The sequence below is a fragment of the Mesorhizobium sp. PAMC28654 genome, assembly GCF_020616515.1.
Lineage (GTDB): Bacteria > Pseudomonadota > Alphaproteobacteria > Rhizobiales > Rhizobiaceae > Mesorhizobium.
Map to the genome: position 1 here is coordinate 717,495 of NZ_CP085135.1, position 25,328 is coordinate 742,822.

Consider the following 25,328-nt stretch of genomic DNA (forward strand, 5'->3'; position numbering starts at 1 on the left):
AGGTGCGTTGTGCCCAAGGAGGTTGCACAAGGAAAGACCGCATTTGTCTTTGCTGGCGGCGGCAGCTTCGGCGCCATTCAGGTTGGCATGCTGCGCTCGCTCGGACGCCTACCATGCGGCGCAGCACGCCTTCCTGGTGACACATAACCTATCACAATGCTACAGGGCTTCAGGTTACGTCGGCTGTGCTCGCAGGCATGGTTTGGGCACTCGAGAATCCTGATGCTGGAATCGTGGAGGTGGAAGATCTGGACTTCCGGCGCTCCTTGGAGATCCAGAAGCCCTATCTTGGCTCCCTCGTGGGTATCTATACAGACTGGACACCTCTGGATGGCCGACCTTGGCTCATCCCTGGCAGTTCCGGAATGCTGGCTTCCTGACCGGCGCCGGGCAAGGCAGCGGAGGAACAAATACCGAGCGTAAACCGTTTGGCGTTTATGGGATACAGGATACAAATAGAGCGCACTCCTCAATGCAAAGTCATTGCGGAAGTTGCAAAGCCTACAGGGTGCCGCATCACTCCTATCAGAGCGGCCATGTCTGATATGCGGCCTGATCGCGTCCCGCAAATACTTGAAACCAAGTTGGCCACGCATTTGTGAAGGAACGGGTCGAGCCGAAGGCCGTTCCGACAATATGCATATCTCGTCCATTTGCAGCCACAAGCAGAAGCGTACGGGCGTTGTCAGCAGCCTCCGAGTGGCTCTCCGCCGCCCCCGCAGTTTGGAATTTGAGCGGAATGGGACGCATGGACAGGGTTGTGGCCCCGCATTTATTGTCGATGGCGCGCTACACTTCGTGGGTCGAGCCGGAAAGCCAGCTCTAGCGCTGGGGGCTAAGAATGACCGCCTCCCAATCGGATGCCTACGTGTGTTCTTCTGCGTCAGGGGTGATCTGGCCTATAGCAGCTCTTCCCAGCACTACGGGTCATGGCCTGGCATAGCGGCTCGACATGCCGGTCTTCTGGGAGGGCGAATCGGCCCGGACAGTCGACCAGCTCATCGCATGTCTGCGCAGGGGTACCCTCATTCTCGCGGATGGCGATGTGATCCCCCTGCCGCACAAGATCCACGTTCCGGCCTTGGGCAGGCGGAGGAAGGCGGGTTATTGGTCTGTGTTTACGAGCAGCAGAGGCTGGACACAATACGTCGCTGCCCGACCCGGCATAGCCTCATAGTCAACGACATGCTGTACATCCCGGTAGCAATGAAAGGGGGATCGTCTGACGACGGTGTTCCCGTGCCTGGATCATTACGCGCTCGATCCAAAAACCTGGCGGTTTACGACCCACCGATATCACCATCGAGCGCATCGGCGATCCGGGCCGCCAACGATTTTTCCGTGCTTCTCAATCCGCCCAATCCCGCTCCCTGGGCATTAGCGAGGTCGCCATGAACGCAACAACCCGATTGCACGAACTCGGCCAAAGCCTTTGGTTGGACAACATCACCCGCGATCTGCTGAGCAGCGGCACCCTTCAGCGCTACTGCACCGAATTGTCCGTGACGGGATTGACGTCGAACCCTACGATTTTCGATGAGGCCATTCGAAACAGCAAGGCTTACGATCCTGCCCTCCACCAGAAAAGGAAAGAAGGGAAAGCCGGCGAGAAGCTATTCTTCGAATTGGCGCTGGAAGACCTGACGCAAGCCGCAGCACTGTTCCGTCCGGTCCACGAAGCGACCGGCGGCGTCGATGGCTGGGTTTCCCTGGAAGTGTCGCCTTTGCTGGCTAACGATGCCGGTGCCACTGTCGAGGCCGCCAAGCGGCTGCACGCGCAGGCTCACTGTTCCAACCTGTTCATCAAGATTCCCGGCACGCCCGCAGGCGTTGACGCCATCGAGGAATCGATCTTCGCTGGCGTGCCCGTGAACGTCACGCTGCTGTTTTCGCGTGAGCACTACATCGTGGCGGCCGACGCGTACTGCCGAGGAATTCAGCGCCGGATCAATGCCGGACTCGATCCGAAGATCGCCTCGGTCGCGTCGATCTTCGTCAGCCGCTGGGACAAGGCGGTGATGGATAAGGTTCCCTCAGCACTGCGGAACCGCCTCGGCATCGCCATATCCGGTCAAGTCTATAAAGCCTACCGGGAGCGGCTTGCCTCTGCCGGGTGGCGCAAGCTGGTGGATGCCGGCGCACTTTCCCAGCGTCTGCTTTGGGCAAGCACCGGAACCAAGGATCCGAAGCTTCCGCCATCCTATTATATCGAAGCGCTCGCCGCACCGGACACCATCAACACCATTCCGGAGAAGACGCTCCATGCATTTTCGAAAGAGGGTGTGTTGCGCGGCGTCATGCGGGAGGATGGCGGCGAGAGCGAAATAGTGCTTGGCGATTTCGCAAAAGCCGGCGTCGACATTCAGGCGCTAGCCGCGCAGCTCCAGCTGGAAGGCGCGAAATCCTTCACCAAATCATGGACTGATCTGATGGCGGTGATTGCGTCGAAGAGCGAGCAGTTACATAGTTCTCCCGGTTCGGCACGCGGATCATGAGCGCGCCTCTTGCGACCAGGGCATTGCCGCTCATGGAACTTCCGGCCTGGAAGGCGTTGGTGACGCATTACCAGGAAGTGCGCGTGTTACATCTGCGACAGCTGTTCGCGGACGATCCCGAGCGTGGCACGCAGTTCGCTGTCGACGCATGCGGACTCTACCTGGATTATTCCAAAAACCGCATCACCACTGAGACGGTCCGGCTTCTCATTCAACTTGCCGAGGCTTGCAAGTTGCGCGAGCGCATCGAAGCGATGTTCAGCGGTCAGAAAATCAATGTGACGGAGCAACGCGCGGTGCTTCACACGGCGCTGCGCGCGCCTGTCGGCGAGCGAATTTTAGTCGATGGCATCGATGTCGTGCCGGAAGTGCACGCGGTGCTCGACAAGATGGCCGATTTCACGGACAAGATTCATAGCGGCGCATGGCGCGGCCATACTGGCCTGCCGATCCGCAACGTCATCAATATCGGCATCGGCGGCTCGGATCTTGGGCCAGTCATGGCCTATGAAGCGCTGCGCCACTACAGCCGGCGCGACATGATTTTCCGCTTCATCTCGAACATCGACGGTACCGACTTCGTCGAAGCGACGCGGGATCTGAATCCTGAAGAAACGCTGTTCATCATCTGCTCGAAGACGTTCAAGACGTTGGAAACGCTGACCAACGCTCATACCGCACGTCAATGGGTACTGCGCAAATTAGACGAAGAGCAAGCGGTGGCCCGGCATTTCGTCGCCGTCTCGACCAATGCCGACGGGGTTGCCGAATTCGGCATCGACACCGAGCAGATGTTCTGGCTGTGGGATTGGGACGGCGGCCGCTATTCGATGGATTCAGCGATCGGCCTATCCACCATGCTCGCCATTGGGGCAGAAAACTTCCAGGCGATGTTGTCGGGCTTCCACGACATGGACCATCACTTCCGCACCGCGCCGCTCGGTCAGAACCTACCGGCGCTGATGGGCCTGCTCGCGGTTTGGTACAATAATTTCTTCGAGGCGCAGACGGTCGCGATACTTCCCTACGAGCAATATCTGAAGCGGTTTCCTGCCTATCTCCAGCAGCTGACAATGGAAAGCAATGGCAAGCACGTCACGCTTGACGGCACGAAAGTCGATTACCAAACAGGACCGATCTATTGGGGCGAAGCTGGCACCAACGGGCAGCACTCATTCTACCAACTCATTCATCAAGGCACCAAGCTGGTGCCGTGCGACTTCATCGGGTTTTGCCAGGCATTGAATCCGCTGGGACGCCACCACGATCTCTTGATGGCAAATCTCTTCGCACAGACTGAGGCGCTGGCTTTCGGCAAGACGGAAGAGGAAGTCAGGGCCGAAGGGACGCCGGACTGGCTGGTTCCGCACCGCACTTTCGAAGGGAACCGCCCCACCAATACCTTGCTTGCCGAGCGCCTGACCCCAACGATCCTAGGCAGCCTGGTGGCGCTCTACGAACACAGCGTCTTCACGCAAAGCGTCATCTGGAACATCGATTCATTTGACCAATGGGGTGTTGAGCTGGGCAAGGCATTGGCCGAGAAAACAATCCCCCAACTGGAAGCTTCCGAAACTCCGCACCTCCAACATGACAGCTCGACCAACGCTTTGATCGAGCGCTATCGCCGATTCCGGAAGCGAAAGAAGTGAAGTGCGGTGGGCCTGGCCGCCGATGGCGCGCCGACCTGACCAAACCTGCAACCCAACCCGCCAGCACTTTGACAATCGGGTTGCATAAATCCGATCGAAGGATTTCCCATGAAACCGACGCCACTCGACCAGCTTTGCATCAACACGCTGCGGATGGTTTCCATCGATGCGGTTCAGAAGGCAAGATCCGGTCACCCTGGAACGCCGTTGGATGCCGCGCCGATGGCCTATTGCTTGTGGCAGCGCTTCCTGCGCTACGACCCTGCCGATCCCGACTGGCCGAACCGTGACCGTTTCGTGCTGTCGGCAGGCCATGCCTGCACTCTGCTCTACAGCCTGCTTTACCTGTGCGGCGTCAAGGCAAAGGGCCCGGGCTATCCGACGGGCGAACGGCTTGCCGTAACGCTGGACGACCTCATGACTTTTCGTCAGGCAGGCAGCCATTGCACGGGACATCCCGAATATGGCTGGACCTCGGGCGTGGAAACCACCACGGGTCCACTCGGACAAGGTGCCGCCACAAGCGTCGGCATGGCAATTGCGGAACGCTGGCTGGCGGCCACCTACAATCGACCCGATTACGATCTGTTCTCGCACAACGTCTATGCGCTGTGCAGCGACGGCGACATGATGGAAGGGATCAGCAGCGAGGCGGCATCGCTGGCGGGACACCTCAAATTGTCCAATCTCTGCTGGATCTACGATGACAATCACATCACGATCGAGGGCCCGACCGGCCTTACGTTCACCGAGGATGTCGCAACCCGCTTCGCCGCTTACGGATGGTACGTCGCGCGGGTGAGCGACGCAAACGATCTGGTGCAGTTGGACAAGGCGTGCCGGGCATTCATCGACAGCAACGACCACCCCACGCTGATCATCGTTCAAAGCCATATCGGTTATGGCGCGCCGCATAAGCACGACACAAACAAAGCTCACGGAGAACCACTGGGCGCCGAAGAAGTGCGGCTGACGAAGGAATTCTACGGTTGGGACCCACACGCCGATTTCAAGATTCCGGAGGGCGTCGAGGCGCATTTTCATGAGCATATGGGCAAGCGTGGAGAGGTCGCTCATGCTGCCTGGGGGAAGTCGTTTGGCGCTTATAGGGCGCAGTATCCAGACCTGGCCGAGCAGATCGATCGGATGCAGCGACGCGAAGTTCCCCCCGGGTGGGACGCCGCGCTGCCCAGTTTTGGAGCCGATGCAAAAGGCATAGCGACGCGCGACTCATCCGGCCAGGTCTTGAACGCCATTGCGTCCCACATGCCATGGCTGCTGGGTGGCGCGGCAGATCTGTCGCCATCAACCAAGACGAACCTCGAATTTGATTTTGCCGGCGACTTTCAGGCGCCCGAGGATGAACAGGCAGTCAGCTATCGCGGGCGGAATTTCCACTTTGGGCTCCGCGAACACGCCATGTGCGCTATCGGCAACGGCATGAGCCTGTCGAAGCTCCGGCCGTTCGTTTCCAGCTTCCTGATCTTCACCGACTATTGCCGCGCGGCGCTGAGGCTGAGTTCGATGATGGAGCTCCCGCTAATCTCCATCTGGACCCATGATTCCATCAGTCTCGGCGAGGACGGGCCAACCCATCAGCCCATCGAACAGCTTGCGTCGTTCCGCGCCATGCTCGGCATGGTGGTGCTGCGTCCGGCAGACGCGAACGAAGTCGTGGAGGCGTGGAAGATTATCATGCATCTCAGGGACAGGCCTGTCTGCCTAGTGCTGACCCGACAGGCGGTTCCGACGCTCGATCGTTCGACCTATGCGAGCGCAGGCGGCGTGGCGCAGGGCGCATATGTGCTGGCCGATGCTCCCGACGGCAAGCCCGATGTCCTGCTGCTGGCGACCGGCAGCGAAGTCGCGCTTTGCGTGGCGGCATATGGACGGCTGAAAGCTGAGGGCATCAAGGCACGCGTCGTCAGCATGCCGTCATGGGAATTGTTCGAAAGCCAACCGAAAGACTATCGCGAGACAGTCCTGCCGCCCGCTGTAACGGCTCGGGTGGCTGTGGAGGAAGCGTCCGGTTTCGGATGGGAGCGCTATACTGGTTTCGACGGCGCTATCCTCGCTCTGCACAGTTTCGGCTTGTCAGCGCCATCGAAAGTTGTCGCAGAACACTTCGGCTTCGAGCCAGCACACGTCGTTGCGGCAGCCAAGGCGCAAATCGCGGGCCGGCATTCAAGCTCGTCAACCAACGTAGCCTTCACCAATTGAGGCAATCAGCACGATCATGAAAATCAGTCCATTGGCCGGAAAGCCGCCCCAGCCCGACATGTTGGTCAATGTCGCCAAGCTCGTCACTGCCTATTACAGTCAGGCGCCAGACCCTTCTATCCCCTTGCAGCGGGTGGCATTTGGGACATCCGGGCATCGCGGATCGGCATTCGAGAAAACATTCAACGAAGCACATGTTCTGGCAATCAGCCAGGCCATTTGCCTGTACCGCAAGCAACAGGGCATCAATGGCCCTATATTCGTCGGCATCGATACCCATGCGCTTTCGGAACCAGCCTTTGCGAGCGCCCTTGAGGTGCTTGCCGCAAACGGTGTGGAGGTGATGATGGCGGCGGGTGGCGAATATACGCCCACCCCGGCCGTTTCCCATGCGATCCTCAACTACAACAACGGCCGCAAGACCGGGCTCGCTGATGGCATCGTCATCACGCCGTCGCACAACCCGCCCGGCGACGGCGGCTTCAAGTACAATCCGCCCAATGGCGGGCCGGCGGATACCGACGTCACCGGCTGGATCGAAAAACAGGCCAATGAGCTGCTTGGCAGCGGCCAGAAAGACGTACGGCGGATGCCGTTCGAGAAGGCCCTCCATGCGTCGACAGTCCATGTCTATGACTTCCTGAACGCTTACGTGAATGATCTCGGTAACGTGATCGACATGGACGCCATTTGCGGAGCGCATGTTCGCATGGGCGTCGACCCGCTCGGTGGCGCAGGCGTCCACTACTGGCCCGCCATTGCCGACCGCTACAAACTTGACCTGACCATCGTCAATCAGCAGGTCGATCCCACCTTTCGTTTCATGACGGTCGATTGGGATGGCCAGATTCGCATGGACCCGTCTTCATGCTACGCCATGCAAGGCCTGATCAGCCTGAAGGATCAATTCGACATCGCTTTCGCGTGCGACACCGATCACGACCGGCACGGCATCGTCACGCACAACGTCGGGCTGCTGCCGCCCAATCATTACTTGTCGGTGGCGATTGACTACCTGTTCCAACATCGCCCCGAATGGCGCAAGGACGCAGCCGTTGGAAAAACTGTGGTGAGCAGCCAGATGATCGATCGCGTCAGCGCCAGGCTGAAGCGCAGGCTGTACGAAGTGCCGGTCGGGTTCAAATGGTTCGCCGAGGGGCTTCAGGAGGGCTCGCTGGGGTTTTGCGGCGAGGAAAGCGCTGGAGCGACGTTCATGCGCCGAAACGGTGCCGTTTGGACAACCGACAAGGATGGCATCGTCCCGGCGTTGTTGTCGGCGGAGATCATGGCGAGGATGGGCCGAGATCCAGACGAGGTCTATCACGATCTGACCGATGAATTCGGCGAACCAGTCGCTGACCGGCTCGAGGCTGCCGCGACTGCGGCACAAAAGGAAAAACTGTCGAAGCTCTCGCCGCAGCAGGTCAAGTCAAAGACCCTGGCTGGCGAGCCGATCCAGTCGGTGCTCAGCCGCGCACCGGGCAACAATGCGGAAATCGGCGGCGTGAAGGTGATCACGGAAAATGGCTGGTTTGCCGCACGGCCGTCGGGCACCGAAGATGTCTATAAGATCTATGGGGAGAGTTTTCGCGGACAGGACCATCTGCGCGCCATCCTGGCCGAGGCGCAGACGATCGTCGACCATGCGCTGGGTGCAGTCGAAGGGACCTGAATTGGCCGGGCGGTTGCTCTAGCAAAATTGCGTCGAAACGCATTGTATTTAACATATGAAGATTACGCGCACTACATTCAACTTGGATCAACCGATGGGGGCCGGCCAATCGCGCCACAAATTCACGCCGACAATCTGGTTCCATCAGCAACAATTGATATAGCCCCCATTCCCTGCGGGTGTACCGTTTCTCTATGAGCAACCAGCAGATTGATGCAATCCCTGAGTCAGGATCCGTCGACCATCCCTATGAAGTCGCTTTCTTTGCCAAAAAAGCGTGGGCTGAGCGAAAAATGGCGGCGGTCATCTCTTGGTCAATGGCCGTCCCGGCGAATGTGCGGCGCGGCCGCACAGGCATTCAAGCAGGCCGTAGCTTGGCGGGCCAAGAAGTAACACTGCGCAGATCCGCTGCGACAAAGGCCACGTTCAGGGCTAGGGATGCAGCCGTGAAATCGTGCTGCTGCTGACATTGTAGCGGGTGGCCCACGTCGCGCCTCGCTTCCCCGGCCGCCAGACTTGCCAAAGCCTCTCGCCGCTGCTGCAGCGAGAGTTCTCGACCGACCGGGTGTCCTTGCGCAGCTAAGCACGCACAAACACGCAAGTTAGGTGCGTACGTTATCTCGGCACAGCAAAACTGGAATCCCGCCAAGCGCATTTTTCGACCACGGGACGCATCGTTTTTAGAAGGAACGCTACGTGATCGAGGGAACCACAGGATGGGCGTTTCAACAGTTATTTGCAGCAAAATTATTGCATCAAACCAACAATATCATTCGTTTGTCTTGGCCAAAATTCGGATGCAATGGTCGCAGCTGGCAGCCGGCAGGGCTCTCGGATGCGAGTTCCGCGACGCTCCCTAATCGGGCAAAAAAGCACAGGCAGGACTGTGCCGAAGGAGTGATCAGATGGCGGCATTCGAGTTTCCAGGCCCAGGCTTTACGGCCGAGCAATGGGAACGAATTAACGCCCTGACGATCTCGCTGAAGCCTGGACAAGGGCTCTGGATCAGCGGTTATTTGGCCGGGATCGATCACGGCGTGCGCTCACTGCTCGGAGACATTGCTTCTCCATCACAATCTGACCACTCAGTGTCGGGCGTGCCGCTAGCGATTTCCTCGCGATCGCTGACGATCCTGTTCGGCGGCGAGACCGGCAACAGTTCCGGTCTCGCCAGGACACTTGGCGAAGCCGTCCGCAGGCAAGGACTTGAGCCAATCCTGGTTGACATGGCTGACTACAAGCCGCGCAAGCTCAAGGACGAGCAGGACATCTTGATCGTTACCAGCACCCATGGCGAGGGCGATCCACCGCTTTCAGGCATGGGCTTCTTCGAATTCGTTGAGAGCCGCAAAGCGCCGCGCCTTGAAGGCGTGCGCTATGGCGTGCTTGCGCTCGGCGATTCCACCTATGAACGATATTGCGAAGCGGGCAAGCGTCTCGATCGGCGACTTGCCGAACTTGGCGCGGTGCGACTGCAGGATCGGGTCGATTGCGACGTTGATTATGAGGACCAGGCCGCTGGCTGGATCGCGGCTGCTGTCGCCAAGCTCGCGCCAGCCGCATCAGGATCAGGCTTGCAGACAAAGGCAGCCGGCACTGTAAGCCCTTCTTCCGCTGCCGTGACGGACACGCCGGCATTCGACAAACGCAAACCATTCCCGGCAGCGATCATTGACAATCTTGTCCTGACCGGACGCGGATCGAGCAAGGAAACCCGGCACATTGAACTGTCGCTGGCTGACTCGGGACTCGCCTTCGAACCGGGCGACGCACTCGGCGTCATGCCGCGTAACGATCCGGCCCTGGTCGAAATGCTGTTGAGCAGGCTGTCGCTAGGAGGCGATGCAAGCCTGTCCGTCAAGGGGCTCACGACCTCGCTCGGTGTCGCGCTGACCGAGCAGCTGGAAATCACCGCCGCCACGCCGCGCTTCCTCGACCAATGGGCAGAACTTACTGGCGCAAGCAAGCTTCAGGAGTTGCGCGGCGAGCAGCAGTTTCAGGCCCGCGCTGCGTTTTTGCGCGGCCACCACGTCATCGACATCGTCCGCGACTTCCCCGTGCCGGGCATTGATGCACAAACCTTTGCCGCAGGCCTGCGGCCGCTGCAGCCACGGCTCTATTCGATCGCGTCGAGTCCTTCCGCCGTGCCCGATGAAGCGCATCTGACGGTCGCCACAGTGCGCTATGATCTGCATGGCCAGCCGCGCGCCGGTGTGGCTTCTGGTCACTTCGCCGGACGTGGCCAACCGGATACGACGATACCGGTCTATATCCAGGCCAATCCACATTTCCGCCTGCCCGACGCTGACACGCCCATCATCATGATAGCGGCGGGCACCGGGGTCGCGCCCTACCGTGCCTTCCTGCAGGAGCGCGAAGCGCAGGGAGCCACGGGCAAATCCTGGCTCGTTTTCGGCGAGCGTAATTTCAGCAGCGATTTCCTCTACCAGACCGAATGGCAGAGCTTCCTGAAGGATGGCGCGCTCAGCCGCATGAACGTTGCATTCTCTCGCGACAGCGACACCAAGACTTATGTCCAGCACCGCCTCACTGAGCACGCGCGCGATGTCTATGCCTGGCTGGAGGAGGGCGCGCATGTCTATGTCTGCGGAGACGGCACGCATCTCGCTCCCGACGTGCATGCCGCCCTGGCTGGCGTGGTGCAACAGCAGCGCGCATGCGGCAAGGCGGAAGCCGCCGACTATCTCGGCAGCCTGCAGCGCGACCACCGCTACCAGATCGATGTCTACTGAGGTTCGTATGACAGTGCACCAGTCAAACACGGAACGTAGCCGGGACCTCTCGCAGCCGCTGGAAAAACTTGGGGCAGACGAGAGGATGAAGGCAAACAGCGACCAGCTGCGCGGCACCATAGCGGCCGGTCTTGTCGAAGAACTGACCGCCGCCGTGCCTGGCGACGACGTCAAGCTGATGAAATTTCACGGCCTCTACCAGCAGGACGACCGTGACATCCGCGATGAGCGCCGCCGGCAGAAGCTTGAGCCGGCCTACACCTTCATGGCCCGCATCCGTCTGCCGGGCGGCGTTTGCAGCCCCAGCCAATGGCTGAAGCTGGATGAGCTTGGGCGCGCCTACGCGGGCGAGACGCTGCGGCTGACGACGCGGCAGACGTTCCAGCTGCATCGCGTCAAGAAGCAGAATCTGCGCGCGACCATGCAAGGTTTGCGCGACGTGCTCCTGGACACCAAGGCTGCCTGCGGCGACGATTCCCGCGGCGTCATGTGCTCCGTCAATCCGCGGCTCTCCACCTTGCATGCCGAGGTCTACGCCTTGGCCAAGCGCGCCAGCGACCATGCCATTCCCAAGACCGGGGCCTACCGCGAGATCTGGTATGGCGAGGAGCGCGCGGAGATTTCTGGGCCGGAAGAACCGCTCTATGGCCGCACCTACATGCCGCGAAAATTCAAGATCGGTTTCGTCATTCCGCCGATCAACGACATCGATGTCTATGCGCAGGATCTGGGCTTCATTGCCATAACCGCCAATGGCAAGCTCAAGGGCTTCAACATTGCCATTGGCGGCGGCATGGGCCGCACCGATCAGGCGCCCAAAACCTATCCGAGACTGGCCGATGTGATCGGTTTCGTCGGTGTCGACAAGGTGCTGCAGACTTGTGACGCGGTCATGCAGGTGCAGCGCGACTATGGCGACCGGGTCGATCGTGGCCGCGCCCGCTTCAAATACACCATCGATGACAAGGGCCTCGACTGGATCAAGGCGGAGATCGAGACAAGACTCGGCTTTCCGCTGGCGGCTGTCCGGCCTTACCAATTCATATCGAATGGCGACCCCATCGGATGGACGCGTGGAGAGGACGGGCGCGAGCACTGCACGCTCTTTATCGAGAACGGCCGTGTCATCGGCACGGTCATGGATGGGCTGCGCGCCATCGCCCGCATCCATCAGGGGACGTTCCGCATCACGCCGAACCAGAACCTGATCATCGCCGATGTCGCGCCGGAGGCACGGCCGGGCATTGAAAACCTGATGAAGGAATTCGGGCTCGACATCCTCAACAAGGCAAGCGGTTTGCGCCTGAACTCGATGGCTTGCGTGGCGCTGCCGACCTGCGGTCTCGCCATGGCCGAAAGCGAGCGCTATCTGCCCGGCCTCATCGGCAAGATCGACACGATCTTGGCCGCACACGGTCTGGCGCAAGAGCCGATAACCATTCGCATGACCGGCTGTCCCAATGGCTGCGCACGTCCCTACATCGCCGAGATAGCCCTGACCGGCCGCGCGCCTGGCAAGTACAATCTCTACCTCGGTGGCGGCTTTCACGGCCAGCGGCTGAACAAGATGGTTCTCGAAAACGTCGGCGAGGCCGCCATTCTGGACATGCTCGGGAAGGTGATCGCGCATTTTGCTGGGGATCGGCGACCGGACGAGCGTTTCGGCGATTTCGCCATTCGCGCTGGGTATGTCGCGGAGGTCAAGGAAGGCCGGCATTTCAACGACTGACGCTTCAAGATCAAAACAGGAAGGACAAAATCATGTCATTGCAACTTGGCCAGATCGCCCCAGACTTCGAGCAGCAAAGCACGCAAGGGAAAATCCACTTCCACGAATGGCTCGGCAATTCGTGGGGCATCTTCTTCAGCCATCCGAAGAATTTCACCCCGGTCTGCACCACGGAACTGGCCGAGGTCGCCCGCCTCAAGCCGGAATGGGCCAGACGCGGCGTCAAGCCGCTCGGCCTCTCGGTCGACGACGTCAAGGCGCATACTCTTTGGGAAAAGGACATCGAGGAGACGCAGGGGCAGGCGCTCAACTTCCCGATGCTTGCCGACACCGACAAGAAGGTCGCCAATCTCTATGGCATGATCCACGTCGAGACTGACCCGAACGTGACAGTGCGCGCCGTCTACGTTATCGATCCAAACAAGAAAATCCGTCTAAGCCTGACTTACCCGCCGAGCGCCGGCCGCAATTTTTCCGAAATCCTGCGCGCCATCGACAGCCTGCAACTCACCGACAATCAGAAGGTCTCGACGCCGGTGAACTGGCAGCCGGGCCAGCCGGTCATCATCTCGCCAAGTCTCTCCAATGAGCAAGCGAAAGAGCGGTTCCCCCAAGGTTGGCAGGAACTGCGCCCCTATCTGCGCATGGTCCAATTGCAGGGCTAATTTCCAAAACCTTATTCCTGTCGCGTGAGGCGTTCATGACCAAGCCCAGAGATCCTCGGACCATCGCGGCGGCGAACGGCATCGCCGCCGACAGCGGCTTCGGCGCAGTCACGCCGCCGATCTATCTTTCGAGCACCTTCGTTTTCCCAGGCTATGAGCAGGCAGGGCGTTATGAATACACGCGCGCCGGTAATCCGAGCCGGGACATGCTGGGCGAAACACTGGCCAAGCTGGAAGGGGGTGCCGGCGCTGTCGTCACCGCCTCGGGCATGGCCGCGGTCGATCTGGTGCTGGGGCAGTTGAGACGAGACGATCTCGTCGTTGCGCCGCATGATTGCTACGGGGGCACCTACCGGCTGCTTTCAATTCGCCGCGACAAAGGGCATTTCGATGTGCTCTTCGTTGACCAGGGCGATGCAGCAGCTCTGTCGGCGGTGTTGGCGAAGAAGCCGGCCCTCGTGCTGATCGAGACACCCAGCAATCCACTGATGCGCGTCGTCGACATCCGTTCGATCGCTTCTCAGGCAAAGGCTGTCGGCGCGAAGGTTGCAGTGGACAATACCTTCCTGTCGCCCGCTCTGCAGCGACCGATCGCGCTGGGTGCGGATTTTGTCATCCACTCCACAACCAAATACCTCAATGGCCATTCCGATGTGGTGGGTGGCGCCGTCATCGCGGCGCGACAGCACGATGTCGAGGCACTCGGCGAATGGGCGAAGATCACCGGTGTCGCTGGAGCGCCGTTCGATGCCTACCTAACGCTCAGGGGCCTTCGCACGCTGTTCCCGCGTATCGAGCGGCAGCAAGCCAACGCGGCGGCAGTGGCCGTTTTCTTACAAAAGCAGCCGCAAGTCAGCGCCGTCCATTATCCGGGGCTTGAATCCCATCCCGGTCACGCAATCGCCAAAAGTCAGCAAGCCGGGTTCGGCGCCATGCTGAGCTTTGAACTCGCTGGAAGCGCGGAGGCGGTTCGGCGCTTCGTCGAAGCGGTCGAAGTCATCACGCTGGCCGAGTCCCTTGGTGGCGTCGAGAGCCTTGTGGCGCATCCGGCGACCATGACCCATGCTGGCATGGGCGCCGACGCCCGCAGGGTGGCAGGCATCAGCGACAGTCTGTTGCGGCTCTCGGTTGGCCTCGAAGCGGAGACTGATCTGATCGCCGATCTTGAGAGAGCCCTTTCCAAAGCTGCTGGTTAAGATCTGCAGACTCTATTCTAGCAATGTTGTCTTAAGTGATCGGCAGCGGATCTTAAATAACGCTTATAGATGCATCCTATGCCTGACGAGAGCTCCCATCAGGTAGACAAGCGGATGGTCCCCGCCAGCGTCACGTCGTAGCCGGTGAGCTCCGCCGCGCGCGTTGCCAGGTCGCCCCGTGCGATGAAGCGTAGCAACGCCTGCAGCGGTGACTGAAAGTAGGCGCGCTGGCGCATAAGCAGGTCGAAATCCTCCCATACCATTGGCACGAAATCGAGGCCGGAGGCACGTGCCGCAGCGCGCGTCGCGATGCCGCAATCCGCCTGGCCGGCACGAACGGCGGATGCGAGATCGGGGCCGGTCAGGCAGGGCGGATCGAGCCGGTTCAAGTCGGATTGGGCTGCCCCTGACCTGGTCAGCAAAATGTCGAGCAGCATTTGTGCTCCAGCCCCATTCTGCCTGACCGCCATTTTCGCATTCGTGGCCAAAACGTCGCCAAAGCTCTGAAGTCCTTTCGGATTGCCCGGCGATAGTAAAAGTCCCTGCTCGCGCCGCGTCAGCGCGACAAGCACTGCGTCATGCAGACGCGGCATGGCCCGGACCGCCACGACATTGGCCGGCTCTTCGCCATCGCCTGCGCCATGAAAGTGAATGGCGGCAGCGACGATCTCGCCACGCAGCAGACGGGCGATGCCACCCCCGGTGCCTTCGTTCAGCGAGGCCAGACCCGAACCGGACTGCCGCAGGCACCATTCGAGCAAATCGTCCTGGCTGCCACCGACGATCGGCGGGGCTTCGGCAGGGATCATTCCCTCCGGCCGTCGCAGACCGGACAGCACCCAGCGGTCAAGTTCATGACGCGGAAACAGCCATTTTCCAGTCGTCTTGCTGCACGGAATCGCGTTGCCTGCCACTAGTTCATAGAGCTTGCGTTCGCCGAGCCGGAGATAGTCGGCAGCTTCGGCTGTGGTCAACAGGTCCATACCTGCATCAATATGCATATTTTGGGTTGGTTTCAATCGTTTGACAGAACAGGAATCATTGCAGACAAAGCCCGCGGAGGCGAGAATGCCGGATAGTCTTGACGCTTGGCAGCTGATTATCGGCGGTGACCCCGCGCTATACGCGATTGTACGGCTGTCACTAGTCGTCAGCCTGTCGGCGGTGGCGATCGCGGTTGTGGTCGGGTTGCCGCTCGGGGCCATGCTTGCGTTGACGCACTTTCGCGGTCGTACGGCGCTGATCGTGCTGCTGAACTGCTTCATGGGCCTGCCCCCGGTCGTGGTCGGCCTGACAGTGTTCCTTCTCCTATCGCGTTCGGGGCCGCTTGGCGTTCTTGGCATCCTGTTCACACCACTGGCCATGGTCATCGCTCAAGCGCTGCTGGTGGCACCGATTATCGCCGCGCTCACGCGCCAGACAGTCGAGGATCTGTGGCGCGAATATCGCGACGAACTGACGGCGATGAATGTCGGGCCGGCTGACCGCATGGCGACGCTTTTGTGGGACAGCCGCTTCAGTCTCATCACCGCACTCTTGGCGGGGTTTGGTCGTGCCGCCGCCGAAGTCGGCACCGTGATGATCGTCGGCGGCAACATTGACGGCTACACCCGTACCATGACTACCGCGATCGCGCTTGAGACTTCGAAGGGAAATCTGCCGTTTGCCATGGGATTGGGGCTTATCCTCATCGCGTTGATCCTTGTGATCAACGCCGCTGCCTGGGCAGTCCGTGCATGGTCCGAGCAAAGGGCGGGCTGATGATGCGAGACCTGTCAAGCGATCTCCCCGTCACGTTGCAAAGCGTAGCGCTGTGCGCCGGCGCCACCAAAATTCTCGATTGCTTGAGCCTTACCATCACGCCCGGCGCGCCGACGTTCATCGTCGGGCCGAACGGGTCGGGCAAGACCTCGCTACTCAGACTGTGCATGGGCCTCGTTGCTCCTTCAGAAGGCAGAGTTAGCTGGGGCGGGCGCGATGCGGTGGGCCCCGGCCGCCTGGCCATGCTGTTCCAGCGTCCGGTCATGCTGCGCCGCTCGGTCGCAGCCAACGTCACCTATGGCCTGAAGCAGGCGGGTATACCGCGAAGCCTTCGCAAGGCGCGCATGGAAGAAGCGCTCGCCCGCGTCGGGCTCCTGGAACTTGCCGACCGCCCGGCCAGGCGACTTTCAGGCGGTGAACAGCAGCGTGTGGCGCTCGCTCGCGCCCTGGCGCGCGAACCAGAGTTGCTGCTGCTAGACGAACCTACCGCCAATCTCGATCCGGCAGCGGCCCGCGGCGTCGAGGAGATCGTGCTGATGGTGGCGCAATCCGGCATCAAGGTCGTCATGGCCTCGCATGATCTCGGCCAGGTGCGAAGGCTGGCCGGCGAGGTGATGTTTCTTGTCCGTGGACGCCTTTGCGAGCGCGCCGGCGCCGCCGATTTCTTCGACCGTCCTTCAACCCCGGAGGCTGCCGCGTTCATTCGCGGCGATCTCGTCATCTGACCGGCATACCAGGAGTTATCATGTTGAACCGCCGTCTCTTTTCCGCCCTAGCCGCATTCGCTTTGCTCTCTTTCGGCAGTGTCGCCGCAATTGCGAAGGACAAATCCATCGTCGTCGCCTCGACCACCTCGACGCAGGATTCAGGCTTGTTCGACTACCTTCTACCGATCTTCAAGGCCAAAACTGGCATCGACGTGAAGGTCATTGCGCAGGGCACCGGCCAGGCGCTCGACACTGCGCGTCGTGGCGATGCTGACGTCGTGTTTGTGCACGCCAAGGAGCAGGAGCTGAAATTTCTCGAAGAGGGCTTTGGCGTGAAGCGCTTCGACGTGATGTATAATGATTTCGTGCTGATCGGCCCCAAGAGCGATCCGGCCGGCGTCAAGGGAACCACGGATATCACCGCCGCCTTCGACACAATCCGCATCAAAAAAGCGCCGTTCGTTTCTCGCGGCGACAAGTCCGGCACGAATAGCGCCGAACTTAAGCTCTGGAAGGAAGCGGGCGTCGACATCGATACGGCCAAGGGCGCGTGGTATCGCGACATCGGACAAGGCATGGGCGCGGCGCTGAACACCGCCGGCGCCATGAACGCCTATGTTCTTTCCGACCGTGGGACGTGGCTCTCGTTCAAGAATCGTGGCGATCTCGAAATCATGGTCGAGGGCGACAAGCGGCTCTTCAACCAATATGGCGTCATGTTGGTCAATCCGAAGAAATTTCCGACAGTGAAGGCCGACCTTGGCCGGAGCTTCATCGACTATCTGGTATCTGCGGAAGGGCAGAAAGCGATCGCCAACTATCAGATCGACGGAAAGCAATTGTTCTTTCCCAACGCCAGCCGCGACCCGTCTTAGTCGGGTCACTCTGCCAATCCCTACATTGAGGGCGGGAGGACTGTTTCACCTGGGTCAATGACAGTTGCAATACGGATCACAGCTGGCCCATCATTGGGCATGAGCAGAACGCAACTTTCGAACGGCACGTTGACCAGCCTCGAATCGGCGCTCGCCGAACTGCTCGACGGCTTGGTTCCGGCCGCCCTCACATCCGTGCCGCTTGCGCAGGCGCGGGGGCGTATCGCCGCTGAAATGGCAGTGCTTGCAAACCCGCTGCCTGAGCGTAACAAGGCCGTGATCGACGGCTGGGCGCTGCGTTCGCTCGATCTTGCCGGCGCATCGTCCTATTCGCCGGTTCCTTTGATGAGCGCCCCGGTGTGGGTCGAAGCCGGCGACGCGCTTCCCGATGGCTGCGACTGCGTGCTGGAAGCAAATCTGGTCGAGTGCGCAGGCCCAATCTCGCAAGCCTTCGCGGATGCGATTCCCGGCGAGGGCACACGTCGTTCCGGCGAGGACATCGCCGCTGGCCGGCCCGCCACAATCGCCGGCCGCCCCCTGTCTGCCATCGACCTTCTGGCCGCTCGCGCCGCCGGATTTGAGACGGTTGCGGTGCGTTCGCCGAATGTCCGCCTGATCGATGTGGCGGCAATCGATGGCAATTTGCTGACGGTGGAACTCATCGCCGAATTGGTGCGGGCGGCGGGAGCGCGCGTTTCGGTTGAAACTACCGCGCGCGATGCACGATCGATCACCGATACGCTCGATGCCCACCCATGCGACCTGATTGTTACCGTCGGCGGCACCGGCTTTGGTCGTTCCGACGCCACCGCCGAGGCGCTGACGACGCGCGGCGCGTTGATTGCGCACGGAATCGCGCTTCGACCCGGCCGCACTGCGGCGATCGGCAAACTGGGCGCCCATCCGATCATAGCGCTGCCCGGCGCGCCGGATCAGGCTTTAGCGGCCTATCATGCGCTGCTGCAGCCAATACTTGACCGTCTGACCGATCGCACAGGCAGGTCCGGTACAGTGCTGCCGTTGGCGCGCAAGATATCGTCAGCCGTCGGCATTACCGAGATCGCGCTGCTCAGACAAGAAAGGTCTGCCTGGATCCCACTCGGCGTTGGCGATCTGTCGCTGGACCATCTTCGCATGGCCGATGCATGGCTTGCCATAGCCGGCCACAATGAGGGATATGCCGCTGGAATGCCCGTTGAAGCCTTTCCACTGCGCATGACCTGAGACAAGGACGCCGATATGACCAAATCTTCTCAGCCGTCAGCTTCCCGCCAGCGGCGAGGGATCGCTCAGGACCAGTTTCTGGCCATCCTATCGCGCGAGGAAGCGATGGCCCGATTTGAGGCGGCGCTGTTTCCACGCGACGTGTTCCAAGAAGAGCGCCTGCTGGCAGACGCGCTCGGCCTAGCGCTGGCCTGCGATATCGTTGCGCCGGTCGACGCGCCGCCATTCGACCGATCAAATGTCGATGGCTTTGCCGTGCGATCCGCTGATATCGCATCCGCATCGGAAGCAGCCTTCGCGCGCCTTTCGTTAAATGAAGAAATCATCGCTTGCGGCGTGGCGCCTAATGAGACCGTGCGGGTCGGCACCGCAACTGCAATCGCGACCGGTGGGCCGCTCCCTCGCGGCGCTGATGCAGTCGTCATGGTGGAACATACCCAGCCTACGGAAGATGACGCCATCGAGATCCGGCGCAGCGCATCGCCTGGCCAATTCGTATCCTATGCCGGATCCGACATTGCCCGCGGTGAGGTTTTGCTCCGCGCGGGAACCCAGATTGGCTCGCGCGAAATCGGCATGTTGGCCACCTGTGGCATTTCGCGCGTCGCTGTTGCACGCAAGCCTCGCGTTGCAGTGCTGTCGACAGGGGACGAACTGGTCCAGCCAGGCGAGCCCTTGCGTCCCGCGGCCGTCTACGACGCCAACGGCTCGGTCGTCAGCGCGGCAATCAGCGAAAATGGCGGGGAGGCGGTGTTCTTCGGCGCTATTGTTGACGACGAAGCTCTGCTCGAAAGCGCCATGCGCGAGGCACTTAAGGCTTCCGATATGCTGATCCTGTCCGGCGGGTCTTCGAAGGGCGCCGGCGATGTCAGCCACCGCATCATCTCCCGCCTCGGCAAACCGGGCATCATCGCGCATGGTGTGGCGCTGAAGCCCGGCAAGCCGCTGTGCCTTGCTGTCTGCGACGGCAAGCCGGTCGTCATCCTGCCGGGCTTCCCGACGTCGGCGATGTTCACCTTCCACGACATGATCGTGCCGGTGCTGCGCCGCATGGCCGGTCTGCCGCCGAGGGCTGAGATGCAGGTAGCTGCAACAATTCCGCTGCGCATCGGTTCAGAACTTGGCCGCACCGAATTTGTCATGGTGTCGCTGATTGAAGGTGAAAACGGGCTGGTCGCCTATCCGACCGGCAAGGGCTCCGGCGCGGTCACCTCGTTTGCCCAGGCTGATGGGTTCGTGCGCATCGACGCGCTTGCCGACCACATGCCTGGCGGCGCGCTGGTCGAGGTAGCGCTTTTTACGCCGCATGTGAGGGTGCCGGATCTCGTCATCATAGGCAGTCATTGCACCGGGCTCGATTTGGTGCTGGCGCCGCTTGCGCGCGCCGGCCTGTCTACTCGATCGCTTGCCGTCGGCAGCCTTGGCGGGCTGGCGGCGGCAAGGCGTGGCGAATGCGACCTGGCACCGATTCACCTCTTCGATGACCGCACCCAGACCTACAACACGCCGTTCCTGAGCGAGGGGTTGGAACTCGTGCTCGGCTGGCGGCGCATGCAGGGCATCGCCTATCGGCCGGGCGATACGCGCTTCGAGGGCAAGTCTGCTGAAGACGCGCTTGCTACGGCCCTTGCCGATCCGACCTGCATGATGGTCAACCGCAATCAGGGTGCAGGAACCCGCATTCTCATTGACAAATTGCTTGGGCAAGCGCGACCGGACGGTTACTGGAACCAGCCGCGCTCGCACAATGCCGTCGCGGCAGCGGTGGTGCAAAGGCGCGCTGATTGGGGTGTTACCATTGCGCCCGTCGCGCGCGCCGCCGGCCTCGACTTCATTGCGCTGACCGAAGAGCACTACGATTTCGCGCTGGTCTCGATGCGCAAGTCGCGGCCGGCGGTCCAGGCATTCCTGGCCGCGCTGCAGTCGCCCGCAAGCCGTATTGCGATGGAAGAAGCGGGTTTCCGGCCCGCGTGAATCAATCAGCGGCCAGTTTTGCCAGTTGTTCGGCCTCGGAAAGATCCTCGACTGACGCGGGTGACTCTGCTCTCCGCTCGCCTCGGTGCGGTGGGAAGAACTGCAGTTCTTTTGCTTGCCTGTCAGACGGACGCTTCCTTGTGAAGGATATCGTCGCTCCGCTGCACTACTGCCTTTCAATCAATTCCCCTGTCGACGGTTATGCCATGCGCGGCACGGACCTTTCGTCTGGTGGGCATGGGACGTTTGCCGGGCAAGTCGCGTTAAGGTAGGTACCCGGTTGTCGGAGCAATCAATCCGGAGCTACTTGGGCGCCTGCTGGCCTTCAGTCACTTAAAAAGCCTGGATCGGACGCCACCTTCCGAGCCGCCCAATTGCGATTGTTGGCTTTGAGACCTTCAATCATCGCATTGCGTCAACGCGAGAGACCCTCAGCGACAACCGGTCGCTCGCGTTGTATAGAAATACAATTAGGCCCGATCGCGCATAGGATGGGAACCCTCACGAGGGGGCGGTAGGGAGAAGCTTTCGGGGTCACCGGTGGAAAATGCCTTGGATTGTGTACGTCGATGAAACCCCCTCCGCCTCACCCAACGATACTTATATATGCCGCGAGAAGCTTGAGGTTTGTCCTCCCATCCTTGGTTTCCGCTTTTTCGAACATGAGCGGGGTCACTGTAGAAACGCGGCATGGTCCGGCCGGCCTGCTAAGGGAGCGCATTGAGGAAGGTGAGCGGCCTGATGTCTTCCTTTCCGCCAACTTCGCTCATCCTGCCCGTCTCGCCGCCTTGGGTCTCGCGCAGCCACCGGTGGTATTTGCCCGCAACATCATAGCCGCCGCGGTGCGCCGGGATGCAGGCTTCACGACGGCGAATTTCATTGACCGGCTGCTCGATCCTGCGATCGGCATTGCTACCTCAACGCCGTTAAAGGATCCCTCAGGTGACTATGCCTGGGCGATTTTCCGGCGTGCTGAAAAACTCAGGCCTGGCAGTTTCGCCATTCTGGAGGCGAAGGCACAGCAGTTGATCGGCGGTTCCGGAACGGCAAATCCGCCGGGGCGTTATGACCCGATCGCGGCGGCGCTAGCGACGGGTTCCGCCCATGTGTTTCTCGGCTATCGCACGAGCTTGAAGGGGCTAGCGGAGGAGGTACAAGGGGTCAAAACGATGAAGATTCCGGCGAATCTGAACGTCGTGCCAGAATATACCTTGGTCGCACTTCAGGACTGCTCCTTGGCTGGAATGGCCTTCGCATTGTTTATCCTCTCGGCGGCCGGACAGAAGCTGCTGCAGGATTTTGGCTTTCAGCCGGTAGCGCTTTCGAAGGGAATCTGAGTCAGCAAAGTCGCGGCAGTTCGCAGGGAAATCAAAACCGGCCATAGCATTAAACGGGGTGACCTTAACGGTCTCGCCGGCCCGAGCGACCGGGGAGCGGGCAGGGCGCATGCCTGCATTTATTAACTTGCGCGCTTCGTCGACGCAGATCGAGCTCTTGCCGAAAGGCTTGTCATTTCCAATCCCAAACTCCCCAAACTAGCCGTCAATAAACGCTAGTCTGCTCTCGACGGCCGATGCCGGCAACGCATCTTGGCGAACCAAATGCTGAGGTCGACTATTCCGCCGCCTCTGCATGAGCCTTTTGCGCGACACGGGCGGCACAATATTTGAACTCCGGTATTTTGCCGTATGGATCAAGCATCGGGTTGGTCAACTTGTTTGCCGGGCTTTCGTTGAAACAGAACGGTATGAAGATCATCCCGTCGGCGACCTCGCGGTCTGCCCGCAAGATCGCATCGATCGTTCCACGTCTCGTTTCAACCTGGATGACATCACCCACCGACAGATCGCGCCGTTTGATCTCGTAAGGGTTCATCGCCGCGATGCCTTGCGGCTCGATTGCGTCGAGCACTCCGGCGCGCCGGGTCATGGCGCCGGTGTGCCAATGTTCCAGCATGCGACCGGTCGTCAGCACCAGCGGATAGTCCTCATCCGGAACCTCGTCGGGCGGGAGCAGGTCGGTCGGCACGATGCGGCCCCGCCCATCGGTGGTGGGGAAGCCCGACGAGAAGATTACTTCATTGCCTGGTACATCCACGCCGTCTGCCGGATAGACGACCGAACCCTCACGCTCGACCCGCTCCCATGAAATGTGTTTCAGCGACGGCATGACCTGCGCCATCTCGGTGTAGACGTCGGATACATCCTTGTACTCCCAGCCGAGACCCATGCGGTTGGCGAGGTCGATGATCAAGTCGAGATCCTGACGCGCATCGCCCGGAAGCTCGAGGGCGGGGCGACCCATCTGCACCTGACGGTTGGTGTTGGTGTAGGTGCCGAACTTTTCGGCATGGGCGGACGCCGGCAGTACTACATCGGCGTGCCAGGCAGTCTCTGTCAGGAAAATGTCCTGCACCACCAGATGATCGAGCTTGGCAAGTGCCGCGCGGGCATGGGTTTGATCCGGGTCGGACATCGCCGGGTTTTCTCCCATGATGTACATGCCCTTGATTTCGTCGGCATGGATGGCGTCGATGATCTCAACCACCGTCAGGCCGCGCTTGGGGTCGAGCGTCTGACCCCAGAAGTTTTCGTATTGCCCGCGAATGTCGATGTTTTCGACCGATTTGTAGTCGGGATAGTACATCGGGATCAGTCCCGCGTCAGAAGCTCCCTGCACGTTGTTTTGACCGCGCAACGGGTGGAGGCCTGTGCCGGGGCGGCCGACATGTCCTGTGATCAGGGCAAGGGCGATCAGGCAGCGCGAATTGTCGGTGCCGTGGGTATGTTGAGAAATGCCCATGCCCCAGAAAATCATTGAACGCTCGGATCGCGCATACATCCGCGCAACATCGCGCAAAATACTGGCTTCGATGCCGCAGACCTCAGCCATGGCCTCGGGCGAAAAATCCTTGACCTTGGCCTTCAGCGCCTCGAAGCCGGTCACATTGGCCTGGATGTACTGCTCGTCGTAAAGCTTCTCCTCAATGACTGTGTGGATCAGCGAATTGAGCATGGCGACATCGCTGCCCGCCTTGAAGCGCAGGGAATGCGTGGCATAGCGCATCAGGTCTTGGCCACGCGGATCCATGATGATCAATTTCAGGCCGCGCTTTACCGCCTGCTTGAAATACGTCGCGGCGACAGGATGGTTGGTCGTCGGACGCGCGCCGATGATGATGGCGCATTCGGCCTTCATGGCATCCATGAACGGCGCCGACACGGCGCCGGAGCCGACGCCTTCCATCAAGGCGGCGACGGATGAGGCGTGGCAAAGCCGGGTACAGTGATCGACATTGTTGGTGCCGAAGCCCTGGCGGACGAACTTCTGAAACAAATAGGCTTCCTCGTTCGATCCCTTGGCAGAGCCGAAGCCGGCGAGCGCCGGGCCGCCATGATCCTTGAGGATTTTCTTGAAACCTGCGGCCGCACGTTCCATCGCCTCTTCCCAGGTGGCCTCGCGGAATACGGTCAATGGATCGACGTTGCGCAAATCGGCTTCACCGAATTTCGGGGCGTCGTCACGACGGATAAGGGGCTTGGTCAGGCGGTCCGGGGACATCGCATAGTCGAAGCCGAAGCGCCCTTTCACGCAAAGACGATTCTCGTTCGCCGGGCCGTTGCGGCCATCGACCTGGACAATGCGGTTGTCCTTCACAGCCACGCTTGTCTGGCAGCCGACGCCACAGAAGGGGCACAGCGTATCGACGACCTTGTCGAAGTCCTGGACAACGCGGGTCTTGGCCGACTTGTCCATCAGTGTTTTTTCGTAAAGCGCGCCCGTCGGACAGGCTTGCACACACTCGCCGCAAGTCACGCAGGTCGACAGGCCCATAGGGTCGTGCATATCGAACACAGGGACCGTATGCCCGCCACGATCGGCCATGCCGATGACGTCGTTGACCTGAACCTCCCGGCAGGCACGGACACAGGCCCCGCAGGCGATACATGCATCCAGGTTGACAGCGATCGCAGGGTTGGAGATGTCAAACCCGGCAGCCTCGCCTTCGTGGAACTTGGAGTCGAAACGGTCGCTTCCCGAGATACCCATTGAACTGGCCCACTGCCAGAACTTCGACTGGTTGTCCGGGCCGTCACTTGCAGGCCGCATGTTGCTGGCGAGCAGCTCGAACACCATCGCGCGCGACTTTTCCGCGCGTTCGGTGGCGGTATTGACCACCATCCCGGTCGTCGGCTTGCGGATGCAAGACGCCGCCAGTACCCGTTCGCCCTCGATATCGACCATGCAGGCCCGGCAGTTGCCGTCAGCACGGTAGCCTGGAAGATCAACATGGCACAGGTTTGGAATGGCGGTACCTTCGCGCTTGGCAACCTGCCAGATGGTCTCGCCGTCAGCCGCTGTGACGGACTTCCCGTCTAAGGTGAATTCAATCTGACCAGCCATT

The 25,328-nt window shown here is 60.6% G+C and carries 16 protein-coding genes and 1 pseudogene; 15 read left to right on the forward strand and 2 right to left on the reverse strand.

Features of this window, described 5'->3' with window-relative positions:
* Positions 1 to 149 precede the first annotated feature (149 nt).
* The 9 genes and pseudogenes from LGH82_RS03550 to metB all read left to right on the forward strand — a co-directional run.
* Positions 150 to 380 (forward strand): annotated as a pseudogene (locus LGH82_RS03550) (hypothetical protein); the annotation flags it as partial.
* Between the two features lie 1,011 nt (positions 381 to 1,391).
* A complete protein-coding gene (gene tal / locus LGH82_RS03555; RefSeq protein WP_227347317.1) occupies positions 1,392 to 2,495 on the forward strand; it encodes a transaldolase in 1,104 nt (367 codons plus the stop codon).
* Positions 2,492 to 4,147, forward strand: a complete 1,656-nt coding sequence (gene pgi, locus LGH82_RS03560) for a glucose-6-phosphate isomerase (protein ID WP_227347318.1) — start codon at positions 2,492 to 2,494, stop codon at positions 4,145 to 4,147. The genes tal and pgi overlap by 4 nt, the downstream gene beginning before the upstream one ends.
* Positions 4,148 to 4,255: 108 nt before the next feature.
* A complete protein-coding gene (gene tkt, locus LGH82_RS03565; protein ID WP_227347319.1) occupies positions 4,256 to 6,367 on the forward strand; it encodes a transketolase in 2,112 nt (703 codons plus the stop codon).
* A 16-nt stretch (positions 6,368 to 6,383) separates the two neighbouring features.
* Positions 6,384 to 8,039 carry a phosphoglucomutase (alpha-D-glucose-1,6-bisphosphate-dependent) gene (pgm, locus tag LGH82_RS03570; RefSeq protein ID WP_227347320.1) on the forward strand — a complete coding sequence of 552 codons (1,656 nt, stop codon included), beginning with the start codon at positions 6,384 to 6,386 and terminating at the stop codon, positions 8,037 to 8,039.
* A 905-nt stretch (positions 8,040 to 8,944) separates the two neighbouring features.
* Entirely contained in the window at positions 8,945 to 10,792 is a 1,848-nt protein-coding gene (locus tag LGH82_RS03575; RefSeq protein ID WP_227347321.1) for an assimilatory sulfite reductase (NADPH) flavoprotein subunit, read from the forward strand.
* A 7-nt stretch (positions 10,793 to 10,799) separates the two neighbouring features.
* Positions 10,800 to 12,521, forward strand: coding sequence for an NADPH-dependent assimilatory sulfite reductase hemoprotein subunit (locus tag LGH82_RS03580; RefSeq protein WP_227347322.1), 1,722 nt, complete (start codon positions 10,800 to 10,802; stop codon positions 12,519 to 12,521).
* A 32-nt stretch (positions 12,522 to 12,553) separates the two neighbouring features.
* Positions 12,554 to 13,186, forward strand: coding sequence for a peroxiredoxin (locus tag LGH82_RS03585; protein ID WP_227347323.1), 633 nt, complete (start codon positions 12,554 to 12,556; stop codon positions 13,184 to 13,186).
* 35 nt (positions 13,187 to 13,221) lie between these two features.
* Positions 13,222 to 14,382, forward strand: a complete 1,161-nt coding sequence (gene metB, locus LGH82_RS03590; RefSeq protein WP_227347324.1) for a cystathionine gamma-synthase — start codon at positions 13,222 to 13,224, stop codon at positions 14,380 to 14,382.
* A gap of 98 nt (positions 14,383 to 14,480) precedes the next feature.
* On the opposite strand, the gene LGH82_RS03595 is transcribed toward metB, so the two are convergent.
* A complete protein-coding gene (locus LGH82_RS03595; protein WP_227347325.1) occupies positions 14,481 to 15,365 on the reverse strand; it encodes a helix-turn-helix transcriptional regulator in 885 nt (294 codons plus the stop codon).
* Between the two features lie 85 nt (positions 15,366 to 15,450).
* Between LGH82_RS03595 and LGH82_RS03600 the strand changes: the two genes are divergently transcribed.
* From LGH82_RS03600 to LGH82_RS03625, 6 genes are all read left to right on the forward strand, one after another.
* The gene (locus tag LGH82_RS03600; protein ID WP_227347326.1) at positions 15,451 to 16,143 is read left to right on the forward strand and encodes an ABC transporter permease; all 693 of its coding nucleotides are present in this window, start codon (positions 15,451 to 15,453) and stop codon (positions 16,141 to 16,143) included.
* Positions 16,144 to 16,145: 2 nt separating this feature from the next.
* Complete coding sequence (locus LGH82_RS03605) at positions 16,146 to 16,868, forward strand: ATP-binding cassette domain-containing protein (RefSeq protein ID WP_227349470.1); 723 nt, start codon at positions 16,146 to 16,148, stop codon at positions 16,866 to 16,868.
* Between the two features lie 20 nt (positions 16,869 to 16,888).
* Complete coding sequence (locus tag LGH82_RS03610; RefSeq protein WP_227347327.1) at positions 16,889 to 17,725, forward strand: substrate-binding domain-containing protein; 837 nt, start codon at positions 16,889 to 16,891, stop codon at positions 17,723 to 17,725.
* Between the two features lie 99 nt (positions 17,726 to 17,824).
* The gene (locus LGH82_RS03615) at positions 17,825 to 18,949 is read left to right on the forward strand and encodes a molybdopterin-binding protein (RefSeq protein WP_227347328.1); all 1,125 of its coding nucleotides are present in this window, start codon (positions 17,825 to 17,827) and stop codon (positions 18,947 to 18,949) included.
* Between the two features lie 15 nt (positions 18,950 to 18,964).
* Positions 18,965 to 20,923 carry a molybdopterin biosynthesis protein gene (locus LGH82_RS03620; RefSeq protein WP_227347329.1) on the forward strand — a complete coding sequence of 653 codons (1,959 nt, stop codon included), beginning with the start codon at positions 18,965 to 18,967 and terminating at the stop codon, positions 20,921 to 20,923.
* 569 nt (positions 20,924 to 21,492) lie between these two features.
* Positions 21,493 to 22,260 carry a substrate-binding domain-containing protein gene (locus tag LGH82_RS03625; protein ID WP_227347330.1) on the forward strand — a complete coding sequence of 256 codons (768 nt, stop codon included), beginning with the start codon at positions 21,493 to 21,495 and terminating at the stop codon, positions 22,258 to 22,260.
* A gap of 277 nt (positions 22,261 to 22,537) precedes the next feature.
* Here LGH82_RS03625 and fdhF read toward each other — a convergent pair whose 3' ends face one another.
* Positions 22,538 to 25,327 carry a formate dehydrogenase subunit alpha gene (gene fdhF, locus LGH82_RS03630; RefSeq protein ID WP_227347331.1) on the reverse strand — a complete coding sequence of 930 codons (2,790 nt, stop codon included), beginning with the start codon at positions 25,325 to 25,327 and terminating at the stop codon, positions 22,538 to 22,540.
* Between the last annotated feature and the right edge of the window lies 1 nt (position 25,328).